General features: G+C 66.3%; 13 protein-coding genes. 5 read left to right on the forward strand and 8 right to left on the reverse strand.

The annotated features are described in order from the left end of the window. Both IEV87_RS09100 and IEV87_RS09105 read right to left on the reverse strand, forming a co-directional pair. Window positions 1-1,002 (reverse strand): hypothetical protein, encoded by a 1,002-nt coding sequence (locus IEV87_RS09100; RefSeq protein WP_188477326.1) that lies wholly within the window; start codon window positions 1,000-1,002, stop codon window positions 1-3. Between the two features lie 33 nt (window positions 1,003-1,035). Beyond that, window positions 1,036-1,941 (reverse strand): LysR family transcriptional regulator, encoded by a 906-nt coding sequence (locus tag IEV87_RS09105; protein WP_188477327.1) that lies wholly within the window; start codon window positions 1,939-1,941, stop codon window positions 1,036-1,038. A gap of 91 nt (window positions 1,942-2,032) precedes the next feature. Here IEV87_RS09105 and metF point away from each other — a divergent pair, with 91 nt between their 5' ends. Continuing rightward, window positions 2,033-2,899: a methylenetetrahydrofolate reductase [NAD(P)H] gene (gene metF, locus IEV87_RS09110; RefSeq protein WP_188477328.1), complete on the forward strand. Its 867-nt coding sequence runs from the start codon at window positions 2,033-2,035 to the stop codon at window positions 2,897-2,899. Between the two features lie 90 nt (window positions 2,900-2,989). Here metF and IEV87_RS09115 read toward each other — a convergent pair whose 3' ends face one another. The 3 genes from IEV87_RS09115 to IEV87_RS09125 all read right to left on the reverse strand — a co-directional run bounded on the left by IEV87_RS09115 (window position 2,990) and on the right by IEV87_RS09125 (window position 7,519). Continuing rightward, complete coding sequence (locus IEV87_RS09115; RefSeq protein WP_188477329.1) at window positions 2,990-4,060, reverse strand: DUF2235 domain-containing protein; 1,071 nt, start codon at window positions 4,058-4,060, stop codon at window positions 2,990-2,992. Next, a complete protein-coding gene (locus IEV87_RS09120) occupies window positions 4,041-6,335 on the reverse strand; it encodes a xanthine dehydrogenase family protein molybdopterin-binding subunit (RefSeq protein ID WP_188477330.1) in 2,295 nt (764 codons plus the stop codon). The genes IEV87_RS09115 and IEV87_RS09120 overlap by 20 nt, the downstream gene beginning before the upstream one ends. A gap of 65 nt (window positions 6,336-6,400) precedes the next feature. Beyond that, window positions 6,401-7,519 carry a type III PLP-dependent enzyme gene (locus tag IEV87_RS09125; protein ID WP_188477331.1) on the reverse strand — a complete coding sequence of 373 codons (1,119 nt, stop codon included), beginning with the start codon at window positions 7,517-7,519 and terminating at the stop codon, window positions 6,401-6,403. A gap of 230 nt (window positions 7,520-7,749) precedes the next feature. On the opposite strand from IEV87_RS09125, the gene IEV87_RS09130 reads away from it, so the two are divergent. The 3 genes from IEV87_RS09130 (at window position 7,750) to IEV87_RS09140 (ending at window position 12,545) form a co-directional block, all read left to right on the forward strand. Beyond that, a complete protein-coding gene (locus IEV87_RS09130; protein ID WP_188477332.1) occupies window positions 7,750-8,184 on the forward strand; it encodes an Lrp/AsnC family transcriptional regulator in 435 nt (144 codons plus the stop codon). 152 nt (window positions 8,185-8,336) lie between these two features. After that, complete coding sequence (locus IEV87_RS09135; RefSeq protein WP_188477333.1) at window positions 8,337-11,519, forward strand: valine--tRNA ligase; 3,183 nt, start codon at window positions 8,337-8,339, stop codon at window positions 11,517-11,519. Between the two features lie 90 nt (window positions 11,520-11,609). Further along, window positions 11,610-12,545 carry a class I SAM-dependent DNA methyltransferase gene (locus IEV87_RS09140; protein ID WP_229737503.1) on the forward strand — a complete coding sequence of 312 codons (936 nt, stop codon included), beginning with the start codon at window positions 11,610-11,612 and terminating at the stop codon, window positions 12,543-12,545. A 4-nt stretch (window positions 12,546-12,549) separates the two neighbouring features. Here the strand turns inward: IEV87_RS09140 and IEV87_RS09145 are convergent, their stop codons facing one another. From IEV87_RS09145 to IEV87_RS09155, 3 genes are all read right to left on the reverse strand, one after another. Continuing rightward, window positions 12,550-13,746 (reverse strand): multidrug effflux MFS transporter, encoded by a 1,197-nt coding sequence (locus IEV87_RS09145; RefSeq protein ID WP_188477334.1) that lies wholly within the window; start codon window positions 13,744-13,746, stop codon window positions 12,550-12,552. Between the two features lie 65 nt (window positions 13,747-13,811). Continuing rightward, window positions 13,812-14,042 carry a DUF2842 domain-containing protein gene (locus IEV87_RS09150; RefSeq protein ID WP_188477335.1) on the reverse strand — a complete coding sequence of 77 codons (231 nt, stop codon included), beginning with the start codon at window positions 14,040-14,042 and terminating at the stop codon, window positions 13,812-13,814. A 90-nt stretch (window positions 14,043-14,132) separates the two neighbouring features. Continuing rightward, a complete protein-coding gene (locus tag IEV87_RS09155) occupies window positions 14,133-15,428 on the reverse strand; it encodes an adenylosuccinate synthase (RefSeq protein WP_188477336.1) in 1,296 nt (431 codons plus the stop codon). A 164-nt stretch (window positions 15,429-15,592) separates the two neighbouring features. Here IEV87_RS09155 and IEV87_RS09160 point away from each other — a divergent pair, with 164 nt between their 5' ends. Further along, entirely contained in the window at window positions 15,593-15,988 is a 396-nt protein-coding gene (locus IEV87_RS09160) for a DUF6524 family protein (RefSeq protein ID WP_188477337.1), read from the forward strand. Window positions 15,989-16,078 lie beyond the last annotated feature (90 nt).

The following is a 16,078-nucleotide window of genomic DNA, read 5'->3' on the forward strand; positions in this document are numbered from 1 at the left end:
TTAACGGCAGCCTTCCCACCCCCCGTGCGCAAGCAGACGGGCGACGTCTTGCGTGAATCGCGGGGACGTCCAGTAATCCGTGTCGGGGATCAGCGACTGCGCCGGGCTTGCGAAGGGCCAGGGGAAGGCTCCGGCAGCGGAGAGCGCGTATGCACCTTCGGCGAGGCAGAGTTCCTGTTCGTCGGGTGAGCAGGTATTTTCGCAATGGACCAGAAGCGGGCGCAGGGCGGGCAGGTCGCGGGCGGCGGCGGCCAGCGCCTGCCGCCCTTCCGATGTGGCGGGCACGGCGAGGTTGCCGGAGGGCAGCGGGTACTGGCCAATCGCGGCGAACCGGTTCGACGCGCTGCGAAGAGATGCGACGTAGTCCGCCGCCGTGTCCCTCGAGACCGCCGCGGCAGGCGGGACAGGCATGCTCTGCCCCCGCTGCGACAGCAGGATCAGCGCCATGCCGAGCAGGTCCCGCCCCGGCAGGCCGAAGGCTTCGGGCGCGGCGTTGACCACGTCGGCGACCGGGCGCGCATCGCCCCGGGCAAGCAGCCAGTGGAGCACGCGCCAGGCCGGGCGGATCTCTCCGTTTCGGGCGAGGGTCCGGGCGGCGGCGGCAAGGTTCCCGCGTTCGTCCCGCATCGGGGTCGCGGCCATCAGGGCGGCGGCAAGGTCGCTCTCCTTGGCGGCAGACACCAGCCAGTCCCGGCCCGAGAGCCCGACCGGTTCGCGCAGCAGATCGATCCGGGCGCGGCGGTCCATGCTTGCGGTCACCGTTTCGGCGAGGTGCGGGGTGGCGGCGATACGGGACAGCAGGATACGGGCCGGGATACTGCCCGCGCGGGACAGGTCGGCGAACTGGTCGAGAGCGGCGCGGTCGTCCCCCGCCAGCCACGCCGCCCGCGCCGCGAGGAAGGCCGGATCATCGACGCCGGGCACCTGTTGCGCCGCGACGGTCACCGGGATCGCGCCAAGAGCGAAAGCCAGACCAAGACACCAGATAACCAACCGTTTCATGGTCCCCCGGATACCAGATGCGCACGCGCCGGACTACCCGCGCTGCAACTTCACCGCCTCCGTCCGGGCAAGCCGAACAAAATGGGCGAGGTAGGGCTTGCCCGCATCCTCGCGCCGCGACGCTGCGTACATCCTCCGGGTCATGCCTTTGGCCGTCAGCGGACGGGACACCAGTTCGGAACGCGTCCGTTGGCTGTTCAGCACCCAGTCCGGCAACACCGTCACCCCGCGTCCGGAGGCGACCAGCATCAGGATCATCGGCGTCAGTTCCACCTGGCGCATCGCCGCGGGTTCCACGCCCGCGGGCTGCAGCAACAACTTGTAGATGTCGAGCCGGGTGCGGTCGACCGGATAGGTCAGCAGGGTTTCACCGCGGAAATCCTCGGCCTCCACGTAGGATTTGGCAGCCAAGGGATGGGACGCGGCGGCGATCATGACCGGGGAATAGTCGAAGAGCGGGGCAAAGACGGCATCATCGTCCTCTTCCGGGTCGGAGGAGATGACAAGGTCGACCTCTTCCTTCCGAAGCGCGGAAAGCGCGTCAAAGGCCCTTCCCGCCCTGATGTCGACGTCGACATCGGGCCAGGCGCGGCGGAACTGTTCCAGCACCGGGAACAGCCAGTCGTAGCAGGCGTGACATTCCATCGCGATGTGCATGCGACCGGCGGAGCCTTCCTCCAGCGCCTCAAACTCGGCCTGGAGGGCGTCGATTTCCGGCAGGATCTTTTCGGCGAGGCGCAGCATGCGCTGGCCAGCGGCGGACAGCTTCAGCGGCTTGGAGCGACGCACGAAGAGTTCTACCCCCGCCTGATCCTCCAACCCCTTGATCTGGTGGGACAAGGCGGACTGGGTGATGTGAAGGATGTCAGCGGCGCGCTGCAGTCCGCCCGCATCGTGAATCGCCTTGATGGTGCGGAGGTGGCGGAACTCGATATGCATATGTGAGTTCGTCTCATGATGTTCGTGAATTCTATGAGCTTGTCTCACATCAGGGGTTTTGCGACAAGAGGGGAACACCAAGGGGAATCCTATGACCACGCCGTCCGTTTCGTTCGAATTCTTTCCGCCCAAGAACCTGGAAGCCTCGTTCCGGCTCTGGGATACGGTGCAGGTGCTGTCTCCGCTGGCGCCGCGCTTCGTTTCGGTCACCTACGGGGCGGGCGGCACGACGCGCGATCTGACGCGGGACGCGGTGGCGACGCTGCACAAGAACGCCGGGCTGAACGTCGCGGCGCATCTGACCTGTGTGAATGCCACGCGGGAGGAAACGCTCGCCATTGCCGACAGCTTTGGCGAGGCAGGAGTGACCGAGATCGTGGCACTCCGGGGCGATCCGCCGAAGGGCGAAGGCCGCTTCACGCCGCATCCCGAGGGCTTTGCGAATTCCGTAGAGCTGATCGCGGCGCTGGCGGCGACCGGCAAGTTCACCATCCGCGTCGGCGCCTACCCCGAGAAGCATCCCGAAGGTGCCTCCGAAGCTGCGGACATCGACTGGCTGAAGCGCAAGCTGGAAGCGGGCGCGGCAGAGGCGATCACCCAGTTCTTCTTCGAAACCGAGACCTTCCTGCGCTTCCGCGACCGCTGTGCCGCTGCAGGGATTACCGCGCCGATCGTGCCGGGCATTCTGCCGATCGAAAACTGGACCGGCATGCGCAAGTTTGCCGTCGGCTGTGGCACCGCGATCCCGGCCTGGCTGGACGACGCGTTTGACAAGGCCGCGCGCGACAACCGGACGGACCTGCTGGCCACGGCGCTCTGCACGGAGATGTGCACTGACCTTCTGGCCGAGGGTGTCGAGAGCCTGCACTTCTACACTCTGAACAAGCCGGAGCTGACGCGCGACGTCTGCCACGCGCTTGGCGTGACGCCCGAGGTGAAGCTGGAGAACGTGGCTTAAAGCGTTCGGGGGGGCTTGAAAGCCCACCCTACGCCGAACCCCGAAGTCAGCGCGCGCGCCGTAGGCCGGGCTTCAGCCCGGCGCGCCTCCTCAGGCCTGACGCAACGGCTGCTCCAACGGGAAATCCAGCCCGCGCGCAATGGCGCTTTCGTGGATCCGTTCGGACGGGTCGGCGCCCATTACCCTGCGGTGGCGGATGAGGAACAGCTTGCTCCACCCCTGCCACATGCCGACAGAAGGGGCGTCGGGGTCCAGCGGGAAGCCTGTGCGCCAGCCCTCCGGCAGCGGCAGGCCGCGCAGTTCCGCTTGCAGCAGCATCCAGACCAGCGGGATGTTCGACAACGGCCGCGCCTCACTGAATCCGCCGAGCTGGCCACCGACGTCGCCATGGGTGCCGCCGAACCAGACCTGTTCCAGCCGCCCGGACCAGTCGGGATCGCTGTGCCACATGACCGGTGTGTAGACCGCGCGGCGTTCTTCAAGGGCAAGCGCGTGGAACCCGGCTTTCACGCAGCGCGACAGGGCATGGTTGTGGAACGAATGGCGCGGTTCGGTCAGCCGCCAGACCAGCGGCAGGCGCAGGCCAAGCGACTTGACCGTATCGAAGGCGCCGATCATTTCGATCACCGCGTCCTCATGGCAGAATTCGCGGGCGAAGGCGTGGGCCGCAGGGCCCTGGCCGCCGTTCTGGTAGTGTCGGTACGCCTGCTGCACGTTGCGTTCGGTGGCGTGTTCCGTCTTCAACAGACCCACCTTGTCGAGGATCCCGGCGAGGGATCGGACGGCATAGGCGCCACGGGAGTAGCCAAAGAAATAGATGCGATCGCCGGGGCGGTAACGTGAGGCGAGATAACCGTAGGCGCGGCGGATCTGGCGGTTGATGCCCCGGCCCATCAGGACTTCGTGCGTATTCTGCCAGCTGGTCCACTGGATCCCGGCCTCGTAATAGACCGACAGCTCCGGGCCGGAGAGGTCAGACAGCAGGCGGTAGATCAGACCCGCGTTGCTCTCCTCTCCGGGTTCCATCGAGGACATGGTGCCGTCGAGGATGATGACATGGGTGACCGGCCCGCGCCGGACCGACGGAACGCTGCGCCGCGCCCGGAACAGCCATCGCGGTCGGATCGCGCGGAGGAGTCCGTCACTCAGCCGGTCGAACATCGCCCAGCATCTCCCACACCCGCATCGGTGTGAAGGGCATGTCACCGCGCGCAACCCCGCGCGCAGCCAGCGCATCCATTACCGCGTTGGCCGTCGCGGCCATGGAGCCGACGGTTCCTGCCTCCCCGCAGCCCTTCATGCCCATGGGGTTGGCAGTGGATGGCACCGGTTCGGTATGGAAACCGACAAAGGGCATGTCGGCGGCGCGCGGCATCGCGTAGTCCATGAACGACGCAGTCAGAAGCTGGCCGTCCTCGTCATAGGTCACATCCTCGATCAGCGCCTGGCCAAGCCCCTGTGCAACGCCGCCATGCACCTGCCCGGCGGCCAGCATCGGGTTGATAAGATTGCCGAAATCGTCGACCACGGTGTAGGCCACTACCTCCACCTTACCGGTGTCCGGGTCGACCTCGACCTCCGCCACATGCGCGCCGTTCGGATAGGACCGGCCGGGCAGCTTCGCGCGTTCCTCGTGAACCAGCAGGTCGTCGCGCCCGGCCTCGCGCGCCATGTCGGCCACGTCAACCATGGTGGGGGAAGCGTTGGAACCCTTGATCCGGAAGCTTTCGTCGTCAAAGGACACGTCCTCTGCGTCCACCTTCATTTTCTCCGCCAGGAAGGCGGTGAACTTTTCCACAATCGTTCCGACCACGGCGAGGGTCGCGTTGGACTGGGTGGTGACGGAGCGTGAACCGCCGGTCCCCCCGCCCTGGGCGATCAGGTCGCTATCGCCCTGGACGACGCGGATCATGTCCATAGGGATGCCGGTCTGGTCGGAGAGGAACTTGGCGTACACCGTCTCGTGCCCCTGCCCGTTGGACTGGGTGCCGACGTAAATGCTGACCGTGCCATCCTTCATGAATTCGACCTTCGCGCCCTCGGACGGGTCTCCGAGGATACTCTCGATGTAATAACAAAGTCCCAAACCGCGCAGCTTGTTCCGCCCTGCGGCGTCCTGCCGCCGCGCCTCGAAACCCCCGCGCCCGGCGAGATCGGCGGCGCGATCAAGGAGGCGTTCGAAATCGCCGACATCGTAGAGTTCGTCGGTGACGGTCTTGTAGGGGAAGCTGGCGGGCTTGATGAAGTTCTTCCGCCGCAATTCCCATGGGTCCACGCCCAGTTCGCGGGCGGCGTAGTCCATCGTTCGTTCCAGCAGGTAGTTCGCCTCGGGCCGCCCCGCCCCGCGATAGGCGTCGGTCGGGGTGGTGTTGGTGTAATAGCCCTCGACCTCCAGCAGCGCGTTCTGGCAGTCGTAGACGCCCATGAGAACGCGTCCGAACAGGTAGGTCTGGATCAACTGGCCAAAGTTCGAATTGAACGCGCCAAGGTTGGATTTCGTCTTCACGTGATATCCGGTCAGGCGGTGATCGGCGTCGAAGGCCATCGCGACCTCATGGGTCAGGTCGCGGGCACCGTTGTCAGAGAGCATCGCCTCTGTCCGGTCGGACATCCAGCGCACCGGCCGGTCGAGAAAGCGGGCAGCATAGGCGGCCATGACGTATTCGGGATAGAGCTTGGCCTTCATGCCGAACCCGCCGCCGACGTCCGGGGTGGTGACACGGACCTGCGCCTCCTCCAGCCCCATGAGCCGGGCGAGTTCACGCTTCGGCCCCCAGACCCCTTGCCCGTTCACGGCGAGGTGGATGCGGTCCTTCTCCCACTCCGCAAAGCAGCCGCGCGGTTCGAGGGAGGCGACCATGACGCGGTTGTCGCCGACCTCGGCGCGCACGACATGGGCGGCCTCCGCAAAGGCGGCCCTGGTTTCCGCCTCTCGGCCGAGCAGGTAGTCGATGGCGAGGTTGCCGGGTGCCTCGGAGTGCAGCTCCGTCTCGCCCTTCTCCAGCGCGGTGACGGCGGGCAGTTCGTCATAGTCGAATTCGATCAGTTCCGCGGCGTCGCGGGCGGCCTCGTAGGTTTCGGCCACGATCATGGCGACGGGCTGGCCGACCCAAAGCACCTTGCCCTCTGCCAGGATCGGATGCTTGGGATTGGCGGCGTCGGACCCGTCGCGGTTTTTCACGGTGACGCAGCTCAGACCGTCGGCAATGCCCGAAGCATGCAGGTCCTCTGCCACGGCGACAAGATGAACCCCCTCGGCCTCGCGCGCCGCCGTCAGGTCCAGTGCCGTGATCGTGGCGTGGGCGACTGAGGAGCGCAGGACATAGAGGTGCAGCGCGTTTTCCGGAGCGATGTCATCAACATAGCGGCCATGCCCCGTCAGCAGGCGAAGGTCCTCGACCCGGGTGGTGGACTGGCTCTTGCCGAATTTCTCCATGACGCATCCCCTTCGTGCCGTTCAGGGCGACACTAGCGGGAGTTGTCGGGGTGTCCAGAGCCGGTTCAGAGTGCTGCGACGGAAACCGGGCGATCCAGCCCGTATCCGTTGAAGCGGGTGGCGATGCTAAGCGAATAGGCCCCCATGCCGCCGAATATGACATAGTCGTCTTCGGCCAGGTCACCCGGCAGCGGAACCGGCGCGGGCAGGCGGTCGAGGGAATCGCAGGTCGGACCGAAAACGGTGCGGGCCACCCGGTCCGCGGTACGGTGCGTACCGTCGGAGGCGATCACCCGAATGCGGTCGGTCGGCCCGATGTCGCGCAGTTCGGACAGGCCGCCGTATATACCGTCGTTCAGGACGACCGCGCCCGAGCCGCGGATCGCCTTGACGCGGGTGGCGAGGCAAAAGGCATCGGCCACCATCGCTCGCCCCGGTTCGCAGACCAGCGCGGGCGCTTCGGAACCAAAGGCGGCGCGGGTGGCGTCGGCGATACGGGCGAAGATGCGGTCCAGATCAGGGGCCGTACCATTGCGATGCGCCGGGAAACCGCCGCCGACGTTCAGGCGGGAAAGGCGAACGCCCGCGCGGGTGGCGATGGCGGCGGCCTCGCGGATATAGGCGACCCAGGCCTCCGGATCGGTGCACTGGGTGCCGGGGTGAAAGGTCATCGCCAGCGGCAGGTTCAGCGCGTCGGCGCGGCGCAGCAGGGCTTCGGCCTCGTCCGGTGTGGCGCCGAACTTGGAACCGAAATCATAAGCCGCGCCCTTCACCGGCAACTTGAAGCGCACCGCGACCTCGCAGCCGAGCGGCGCAATCCGGTCAAGCCCGGCCATGTCGTCGACGGAGGCGGAGGCGATACCGTAGGTCCGCGCGGCCACTACTTCCGCGGCAGACCGGACGGGGTTGTTGTAATGTAACACCGCGTCGGGGTTCGCGGCGCGGACCGCCGTCATCTCTGCCGGCGACGCGACATCGAAGGCGGTCACCCCTGCGGCGGTCAGGTTGTCGAGGACGACCGGATCGGGATTTGCCTTGACCGCGTAGGTGACCAGACCGGGAAAGCCGGTGAGGAACCGGCCGGCGCTGGCGTGCAGGCGTTCGGGACAGAAGAAAAGCACCGGCTGATCGGGGCGGAGGCCGCGGAGATAGGCGTCTGCGCTGGTCAGGGGGGTGTGCTTCATGTCTGGGCCTTTCTGCCTGTTCAGTGCCCGCGCGGGTGCCGTCGAATCCGATTGGGCTTTGTGTGTTGCTCCACCGTCATCGCCGGATTTGCTCCGGAGATCTCGGACCGGGAGATCAAGTCCGATTGTGACGGTGCCGCCTGATCACAAGTATTCCGCCCATTCCGGTCGCTTTCACCCGTTACTTCGACTAAACTGGGCATCATTTCCCCGGAAACGACGACGCGAACATGCAGATTGACGAAATCGACCAACGGATCCTCACCCTGCTCTCTGACGACGCCCGCCGTTCTCTGGCCGACCTCGCCAGATCGCTCGGTCTGGCCCGCTCTACCGTCCAGGCGCGTCTGGAGCGGCTGGAGCGCTCGGGCGCAATTGCCGGGTACACCCTGCGGCTTGGGGCAAGAGTCCGGCCTGCAGTCCGGGCGACAGTGCTTCTGACGCTGGAACCGAGGAGCGAGCCAGAGGTGCTGAAACGCCTGACCGCCCTGAGGGAGGTGGATGTGGTGACGACGACTTCCGGGCGCTACGACCTTATGGTGCAAATGTCCGCGGACACGACGGAGCGGATCAACGACGCGCTCGACCAGATCGTCGTGGCGCGCGGGGTCCGTTCGACGGAAAGCCTGATCCACCTGGCGCAGAAACTGGACCGGGGGCGGTAGAGGCAGGTTGGCAAAGCGATCGGCCAACCGGACCGCACCGTCCTCAGCACCTGCCCGCGCGAAACAGCGGCGAAGCCGCCGCGCCGTCCCCTCCCCTTCCCCTCCCCGCCCGGATTGGCTATTCCGGCGCGGACGAACGAAAGGCGCAGACCATGGCGATGGAAAAGACCTTCAACGCGGCCGAGGCCGAGGACCGGATCTACAGGGCGTGGGAGGAGAGCGGCGCGTTCAAGGCCGGCGCAAATGCCTCGCGCGCAGATGCGTTCTCGATCATGATCCCGCCGCCGAACGTGACCGGGTCTCTTCACGTCGGCCATGCCTTCAACAACACGCTTCAGGACATCCTGATCCGGTGGAAGCGGATGCAGGGCTACGACACGCTCTGGCAGCCGGGCACCGACCACGCGGGCATCGCGACGCAACTGGTGACCGAACGCGAGATGGCGGCCAATCAGGAACCCTCGCGGCGCGAAATGGGCCGCGAGGCCTTCATCGAACGTGTGTGGCAGCAGAAGGTGAAGACGCGCGGCACGATCATCGGGCAGCTCAAGCGGCTCGGTGCCTCCTGCGACTGGTCACGCGAAGCCTTCACCATGGGCGGCGCGGCGGGTGATCCGGACCGTGAGACGGTCACGGCGAATTTCCACGACGCCGTCATAAAGGTCTTTGTCGACATGTACGACAAGGGTCTGATCTATCGCGGCAAGCGGCTGGTGAACTGGGACCCGCATTTCGAGACGGCGATCTCCGACCTCGAGGTCGAGAATGTGGATACCGCCGGGCACATGTGGCACTTCAAGTACCCCTTGGCGAATGGTGCGACCTACGAATATCTTGAGAAGGACGACGACGGAAACGTCACGGTCCGGGAGACGCGGGACTATATCTCCATCGCCACCACGCGGCCCGAAACGATGCTGGGCGACGGGGCTGTGGCGGTGCATCCCTCGGACGAACGCTATGCGCCGATCGTGGGCATGCTCTGCGAAATCCCCGTCGGTCCGAAGGAACACCGGCGGCTGATCCCGATCATCACCGACGAGTATCCCGATCCGACCTTCGGCTCGGGCGCGGTCAAGATCACCGGGGCGCATGACTTCAACGACTACGGCGTGGCGCAGCGGGGGGGCATTCCGCTCTACCGGCTGATGGACACGCGGGCGCAGATGCGCGACGACGGTGCACCCTATGCAGACTGCGCGGCCCGGGCGCAGGAGATCGCCGGGGGCGCGGAATTCGACCCGGCAGAGGTCGATACGCTGAACCTCGTGCCCGATCACCTGCGGGGCCTCGACCGGATGGAGGCGCGCGCGAAGGTGGTCGAGGAGATCACCGGCGAGGGTCTGGCGGTTATGACGCGGGCGGATGACCCGCGGCTCGGCAAGGCGGCGGTGAAACCTGACGCCGAGGGCGCGGCGGCTTCGGTCCCCCTGGTCGAGGCAAAGTCGATCATGCAGCCCTTCGGTGACCGCTCCAAGGTCGTCATCGAACCGATGCTGACGGACCAGTGGTTCGTCGATGCAGAGAAGATCGTCGGACCGGCTCTCGACGCGGTGCGCAGCGGCGCGGTGCGGATCATGCCCGAGTCGGGCGAGAAGACCTATTACCACTGGCTGGAGAATATCGAACCCTGGTGCATTTCCCGCCAGCTGTGGTGGGGACATCAGATCCCGGTCTGGTACGGCTTCGACCTGGCCCGCGAAGGGTTCCGCGACGACGAGGCGGACGGTGCGCTCGACATGGTCGAGATCACCCGCCTGCTGTCGGATCAGCACCTGCTGCGCGGAGAGGAGCATCTGCACTGCGCCCATGACTTCGACACGGTGAAGGGCAAGTTCCACGACGTGCTGGACGGGCTGCCGACCCCGCTTTCACACGCCCGCGTGACCGAAGTCGCCGACCGCGCGACCGCACGCGAAGCGCTGGCGGCATCGCTGGCGAAGTACACGGCCAGCCAGAACCCGACGGACCTGATCTACCCGGTCTGGCGGGATGCGGATGTGCTGGACACATGGTTCTCCTCCGGGCTCTGGCCAATCGGAACGCTCGGCTGGCCGGACCAGACGGAAGCGCTGATGAAGTACTTCCCGACCTCTGTGCTGGTCACCGGGCAGGACATCCTGTTCTTCTGGGTCGCGCGGATGATGATGATGCAGCTGGCGGTGGTCGGGCAGATCCCGTTCCACGACGTCTACCTGCACGGGCTTGTGCGCGACGCGAAGGGCAAGAAGATGTCCAAGACCGTCGGCAACGTGATCGACCCGCTCGAGATCATCGACGAATACGGGGCGGATGCGCTGCGGTTCGCCAATGCCGCCATGGCGTCGCTCGGCGGTGTGCTGAAGCTCGACCAGCAGCGGATCGCGGGGTATCGCAACTTCGGCACAAAGCTGTGGAATGCCACACGCTTTGCCGAGATGAACGGGGTCTATGAAAGCTATCGGACCGACAACCCTAGTAATCTTCCGCCAATGACGCTCGGAGGAGAATATAAGGGCGAGAGTTTACAGGCAAATTCTTGGATTATTGGGGAGACCGCACGAGTTCGAGAGGCCGTGGATTTGGCGTTAAACTCATATCGATTCGACGATGCAGCCGCGGCCATTTACCGTTTCGTCTGGGGCAAGGTCTGCGATTGGTACGTTGAATTTTCAAAACCGCTGTTGGCTAGCGAAAATTCTTCAGTGGTAGAGGAAACGCGGCAAACTTTGGGCTGGGTTCTCGACCAGTGCATGATCCTGCTGCACCCGATCATGCCCTTCGTGACCGAAGAGCTCTGGGCGGCCACCGGGGCGCGGCCGAAGATGCTGGTGCATGCGGACTGGCCGACCTACGGCGCCGACCTGATCGACGCGCAGGCGGACCGGGAAATGAACTGGGTCACCTCGCTGATCGAGGACATCCGCTCCGCCCGCGCACAGATGCATGTGCCGGCGGGTCTGCACGTGCCGCTGGTCGTGACCGACTGGGACGAGGTCGCACAGGGGGCCTGGGCGCGCAACGAGACGCTGATCAAGCGGCTGGCGCGGGTCGACAGCCTGACCTGGGTGGAGACCTTCCCCAAGGGCTGCATCACCGTCGCCGCCGAAGGCGCGACCTTTGGCCTGCCGCTGGCCGACATCATCGACGTGGGCGAGGAAAAGGCGCGTCTGGAGAAGACGCTCGGCAAGCTGGCGAAAGAGATCGGCGGGCTGTCGGGGCGTCTGAACAACCCCAATTTCGTCGCCTCTGCGCCGGAAGACGTGGTGGAGGAAGTGCGCGAGAACCTCGCCGCACGGCAGGAGGAGGAGGCCAAGCTCAGGGCCGCGCTGGAGCGGATGGCAGAGCTGGGCTGACACGGCTGCGCGCCTGCTTGACACGGGCCGTAGAACGGGTAATCGGCGCGGGCCGGGCGGATTGCGCCCGGCCTTTTTCGTGGTGCTTCCGTGATCCCCCTCCAGCTGACCTCCGGCGACCTGATCGCCGACCGCCGCGCCGCCTATGCCGAAGCCCTGGCCGAGTCCGATCCGGGCGCGGCCTGCGATCTGTACGCGCAGACCCTTGAACTCGTTCCGAGCTGGGCGGCGGGCTGGTTCCGGCTTGGCGACCTGCGCGCCGAAGCCGGGCTGGACGGCGCGGCAGAGGCCTTTGCGGCGGCGCTTGCGGCAGACCCTGCGGACCGGCTCGGCGCCTCCCTGCGGATCGACATGCTGCGCGATCGGTCGCTGGCGGACACGATGCCTGCCGCCTTCGTGGAGGCGCTGTTCGACCAGTATGCGCCCGATTTCGACGCGGCGCTGGTGGACCGGCTGGACTACCGCGCGCCTCAGCTCTTGCGCGCCGGTCTGACGGGGTCTTACGCGCGTGTGCTGGACCTCGGCTGCGGTACCGGGCTCATGGGGGCGCAGCTGCGCGGCATATCGGAGGCGCTTGAGGGCTGGGACATCTCTTCGGAAATGCTGCGGCTGGCGGGGGAGAAGGGGCTGTATGACCGGCTGGAGAAGCAGGACCTCTCGGCCCTGCCGCCGGCCATGGCGGCGTGGGACCTTGTCACCGCGGCGGATGTCTTTGCCTATCTCGGCGCGCTGGAGGGCGTGGTCGCCTGGGTGTCGCGCGCCTTGCGGGCCGGCGGTGGCTTTGCCTTTACGGTCGAGGCCCACGAGGGACCGGAGGCCTGGATCCTGCGCGACAGCCGTCGCTATGCCCATGCCCTGCCCTACCTGGAGGACCTGCTGGATCGCGCCGGTTTCTCGGCGCGGATCACGCAGGCCGTGCTTCGCACCGACGGCGGTACGCCCGTTGAGGGGCATGTGGTGCAGGCGGTCCGGACGGACGGCGTGCTCAGACGGCAGGGCGACGGGGAAGACGCAGTCTTCGCCTAGCGGGTCAGGTGCCGCGCGCCTCGCGCCGGTCGATGATGCGCACGAGCAGGGCGCAGCCAAGGCCGATCAGGCTGGCCAGGCACATCAGGAACGGCAGGGCAAAGGCGCCGTTGGTTTCCGTGACGACCGCGCCGGTGATCGTCGTCGTAAAGGCCCCGACCAGCACGATCAGCGCAGCCGAGAGGCCGGAGGCGCTGCCGGCGATATGCGGCCGGATCGACATCACACCGACGGAGGCATTCGGCGTGGTCATCCCGTTGCCCATCCCGGACAGGACCATGGCCCCGAAGAACAGCGGGACGGAAAGCTGACCAGCCAGGATGAACAGCGCCGCGATCCCGAGGCCAAGCGCGGCCAGCAGCCGCCCTGCGATCATCATCGTGCTGAGCTGGAAGCGGCGGGACACTCGGCTCGATATCGCTGAGCCGATGATGAAGCCAAGCGTGATGGTGCCCATGTAGACGCCCAGTTCCGCCGGACTCATCCCGAAGGCGGCGGCGGCGACAAGCGGCGCGCCGGAGACGAAGATGTGGAAGGTCGACACCGAGAAGGCGGCGCAGAGCGCGTAGCCCCAGAAGCGGCGCGACCGGAACAGTTCGGGATATTCGCGGAACTGAGCCCCGAAGGTGGCAGAGCGCTTCAGATGCGTTTCGCCCAGGTCCAGGTAGGTCAGCACGAAGAGAGCCACGCCGGAAAAAGCGTAGAAGCCGAAGCTGGCGCGCCAGCCCAGAAACGCATCCATCAGCCCGCCGAAACTGGGCCCCAGCATCGGGGCAATGGCCATGATCATCGCGACGGTGGCCATCTTGGTCGCGGCCTCCCGGTCGTCGAACTGGTCGCGGATGATCGCGCGGGACAGGGCCATTCCGGTGGCAGAGGCGCTCTGCATCATGCGCGCGGCGAGGAAGATCACGATGTCCTGGGTCAGCGCACAGATCACGGAGGCGACGGTGAATATCGCCAGACCCGACAGGATCACCGGCCTCCGCCCGTAGCGATCCGCAAGCGGCCCCATCAGGAGCTGCGTGACTGCCGTCATCAGCAGATACCCCCCGACGGCGAGGCTCATCACCGCATAATCGACCCCGAAATCCTCGGCCATATGCGCCAGCGACGGCACGAACATGTTCAGCGTCAGCACCGAATTGGCGGTCAGCAGGATCAGGGTCAGAAGATGCGGCGGGGACGCGGCGGGGCGCATATGAAACGTTTCCGGAATATCTTTCCGCATCTAGACGCCGCAGACTGGGAAAGGCAAACCGATAGTCAGCCGGAGCGGTCCTCGGCCTCCGGGTCCTCTTTGCCGACGCCCTTGAACACTGCCTTGAACGGCAGCGCCCAGAGCAGTCCAAGCACGATGTAGACCAGAAGCTCCACAAGTATCGGCGGGCGATCGAACAGGCCGACCACCAGCACCGCCGCGACGATATAGACCGGCAGGCCGATCACCAGGATCACCAGAGACCAGCGGCGGCGCGCCTTGTAGCTGAGGGCCATGTCCGTCGTTCCTTCATCTTGCCGGAAATATCCCGGGGTGAACTGAGCCCCGGAGGGGCTCAGGAGGGGCAGCGCCCCTTTTCCTTCCGATCAGTCCGCGAAGGGGTCGGTGACGAGGATCGTATCCTCCCGCTCCGGCGAGGTGGAAAGCAGCGCGACGGGGCACTCGATCAGTTCCTCCACCCGGCGGACATACTTGATCGCGTTGGCAGGCAGGTCGGCCCAGCTCCGCGCGCCTTCGGTGGATTCCGACCAGCCCGGCAGTTCCTCGTAGACCGGCACGCAGCGGCGCTGCTGTTCGGCGGCGGTCGGGAGATAGTCGAGACGTTCTCCGTCCAGGTCGTAGGCGACGCAGACCTTGAGCGTCTCGAACCCGTCGAGCACGTCGAGCTTGGTCAGCGCGATGCCGTTCATGCCGGAGGTCGCGCAGGTCTGGCGCAGAAGGGCTGCGTCGAACCAGCCGCAGCGGCGCTTGCGGCCTGTCACGGTGCCGAATTCGCGGCCCCGTTCGCCGAGGCGCTGGCCATCGGCATCGGTCAGTTCGGTCGGAAAGGGGCCTTCGCCGACGCGGGTGGTATAGGCCTTCACGATGCCCAGCACGTAGTCGATGGAACCGGGCCCGATACCCACCCCCGTCGCTGCCTGACCGGCAATGACGTTGGAGGAGGTGACGAAGGGATAGGTGCCGAAGTCGATGTCCAGCAGTGCGCCCTGCGCCCCTTCGAAGAGGATACGCTTGCCGGATTTGCGCTGCTCGTTCAGCACCTTCCAGACCGGGGCGGCATAGGGCAGGATCTGCTGTGCAATCTCGTTGAGTTGGGCGATGAGGGCGTCGCGGTCGACCTCAGCGATCCCGAGGCCCCGGCGCAGCGGGTTGTGGTGCTGGAGCGCGCGGTCGACGCGGCTGGCGAGCGTGGTCGCGTCCGCGAGGTCGGCGACGCGGACGGACCGGCGGCCGACCTTGTCCTCGTAAGCCGGGCCGATGCCGCGCCCCGTCGTGCCGATCTTGGTCCCGGCCGAGGCGGCTTCTTCCCGCGCGCGGTCCAGTTCTCCATGGATCGGCAGGATCAGCGGCGTGTTCTCGGCGATCATCAGTGTCTCGGGCGTGATCTCCACGCCCTGATCGCGGATCGCGGCGATTTCCCTGACCAGATGCCATGGGTCCAGGACCACGCCGTTGCCGATGACCGACAGCTTACCGCCGCGCACCACGCCCGAGGGCAGCGCATTCAGCTTGTAGACCTTGCCGTCAATGACCAGCGTGTGACCGGCGTTATGGCCGCCCTGGAAGCGGGCGATGACATCGGCGCGCTCGGAGAGCCAGTCGACGATCTTTCCCTTCCCCTCGTCGCCCCACTGGGCTCCGACGACAACGACATTGGCCATGTGCTTCCCTCCGGCTCTTGTCCAAACCGCGCCCTTTTAGCCAAAGCCCGGCAGGACCGAAACCGGAATCTCCTCCTCCATGTCCCGCTGCGGCGGCAGAGCGCACTGGACAGGGAGGGGGCGGAGCGGGCTAAGGTTCCCCCCGCAACCGACCGGAGCATCACATGGGTTTCCTCCTCCGCTGGCTGATCGCCTTCGTGCTGATCGCGCTGACCTACAATCCGACCCGGTGGAACTATGCCGCGTGGGTGGCCGGGACGTACCCGGACCAACTGCCGCTGATGGTGCTGGCGGGGCTGCTGCTGTTCCTCGGTTACGTGATCTACCTGCGCGCAACGTTGCGGTCGATCGGGGCCTTCGGGATGATCATGGTCATCTCCATCTTCGCGGCGCTGATCTGGGTGCTGACCGACCTCGGCTGGATCCGGCTGAGCGATCCGGGCATCAACACCTGGCTTGCCATCGTTGCGCTGTCGCTGGTGCTGGGGATCGGGCTGGGCTGGTCGATCGTGCGCCGGCGGCTGTCGGGCCAGGCGGATGTGGATGACGTGGAGGACTAGCCCGCGCGTCGGTTCGGGGCAAAAGCCTTGCGGCGCGGGACCGAAAGGCCTATCTAGCCGCGAAACACGTTCCGGGCGCGGGTCCGGAGC

This window comes from Primorskyibacter flagellatus, from assembly GCF_014638275.1.
GTDB lineage: Bacteria > Pseudomonadota > Alphaproteobacteria > Rhodobacterales > Rhodobacteraceae > Pseudooceanicola > Pseudooceanicola flagellatus_A.

Coding starts and splice junctions, on each gene's coding strand:
- IEV87_RS09155 (WP_188477336.1), bottom strand. CDS start 15,428: ATGGCCAATGTCGTTGTCGTCGGAGCCCAGTGGGGCGACGAGGGGAAG.
- IEV87_RS09125 (WP_188477331.1), bottom strand. CDS start 7,519: ATGAAGCACACCCCCCTGACCAGCGCAGACGCCTATCTCCGCGGCCTC.
- IEV87_RS09115 (WP_188477329.1), bottom strand. CDS start 4,060: ATGTTCGACCGGCTGAGTGACGGACTCCTCCGCGCGATCCGACCGCGA.
- metF (WP_188477328.1), top strand. CDS start 2,033: ATGACCACGCCGTCCGTTTCGTTCGAATTCTTTCCGCCCAAGAACCTG.
- IEV87_RS09135 (WP_188477333.1), top strand. CDS start 8,337: ATGGCGATGGAAAAGACCTTCAACGCGGCCGAGGCCGAGGACCGGATC.
- IEV87_RS09120 (WP_188477330.1), bottom strand. CDS start 6,335: ATGGAGAAATTCGGCAAGAGCCAGTCCACCACCCGGGTCGAGGACCTT.
- IEV87_RS09160 (WP_188477337.1), top strand. CDS start 15,593: ATGGGTTTCCTCCTCCGCTGGCTGATCGCCTTCGTGCTGATCGCGCTG.
- IEV87_RS09145 (WP_188477334.1), bottom strand. CDS start 13,746: ATGCGCCCCGCCGCGTCCCCGCCGCATCTTCTGACCCTGATCCTGCTG.
- IEV87_RS09150 (WP_188477335.1), bottom strand. CDS start 14,042: ATGGCCCTCAGCTACAAGGCGCGCCGCCGCTGGTCTCTGGTGATCCTG.
- IEV87_RS09130 (WP_188477332.1), top strand. CDS start 7,750: ATGCAGATTGACGAAATCGACCAACGGATCCTCACCCTGCTCTCTGAC.
- IEV87_RS09100 (WP_188477326.1), bottom strand. CDS start 1,002: ATGAAACGGTTGGTTATCTGGTGTCTTGGTCTGGCTTTCGCTCTTGGC.
- IEV87_RS09105 (WP_188477327.1), bottom strand. CDS start 1,941: ATGCATATCGAGTTCCGCCACCTCCGCACCATCAAGGCGATTCACGAT.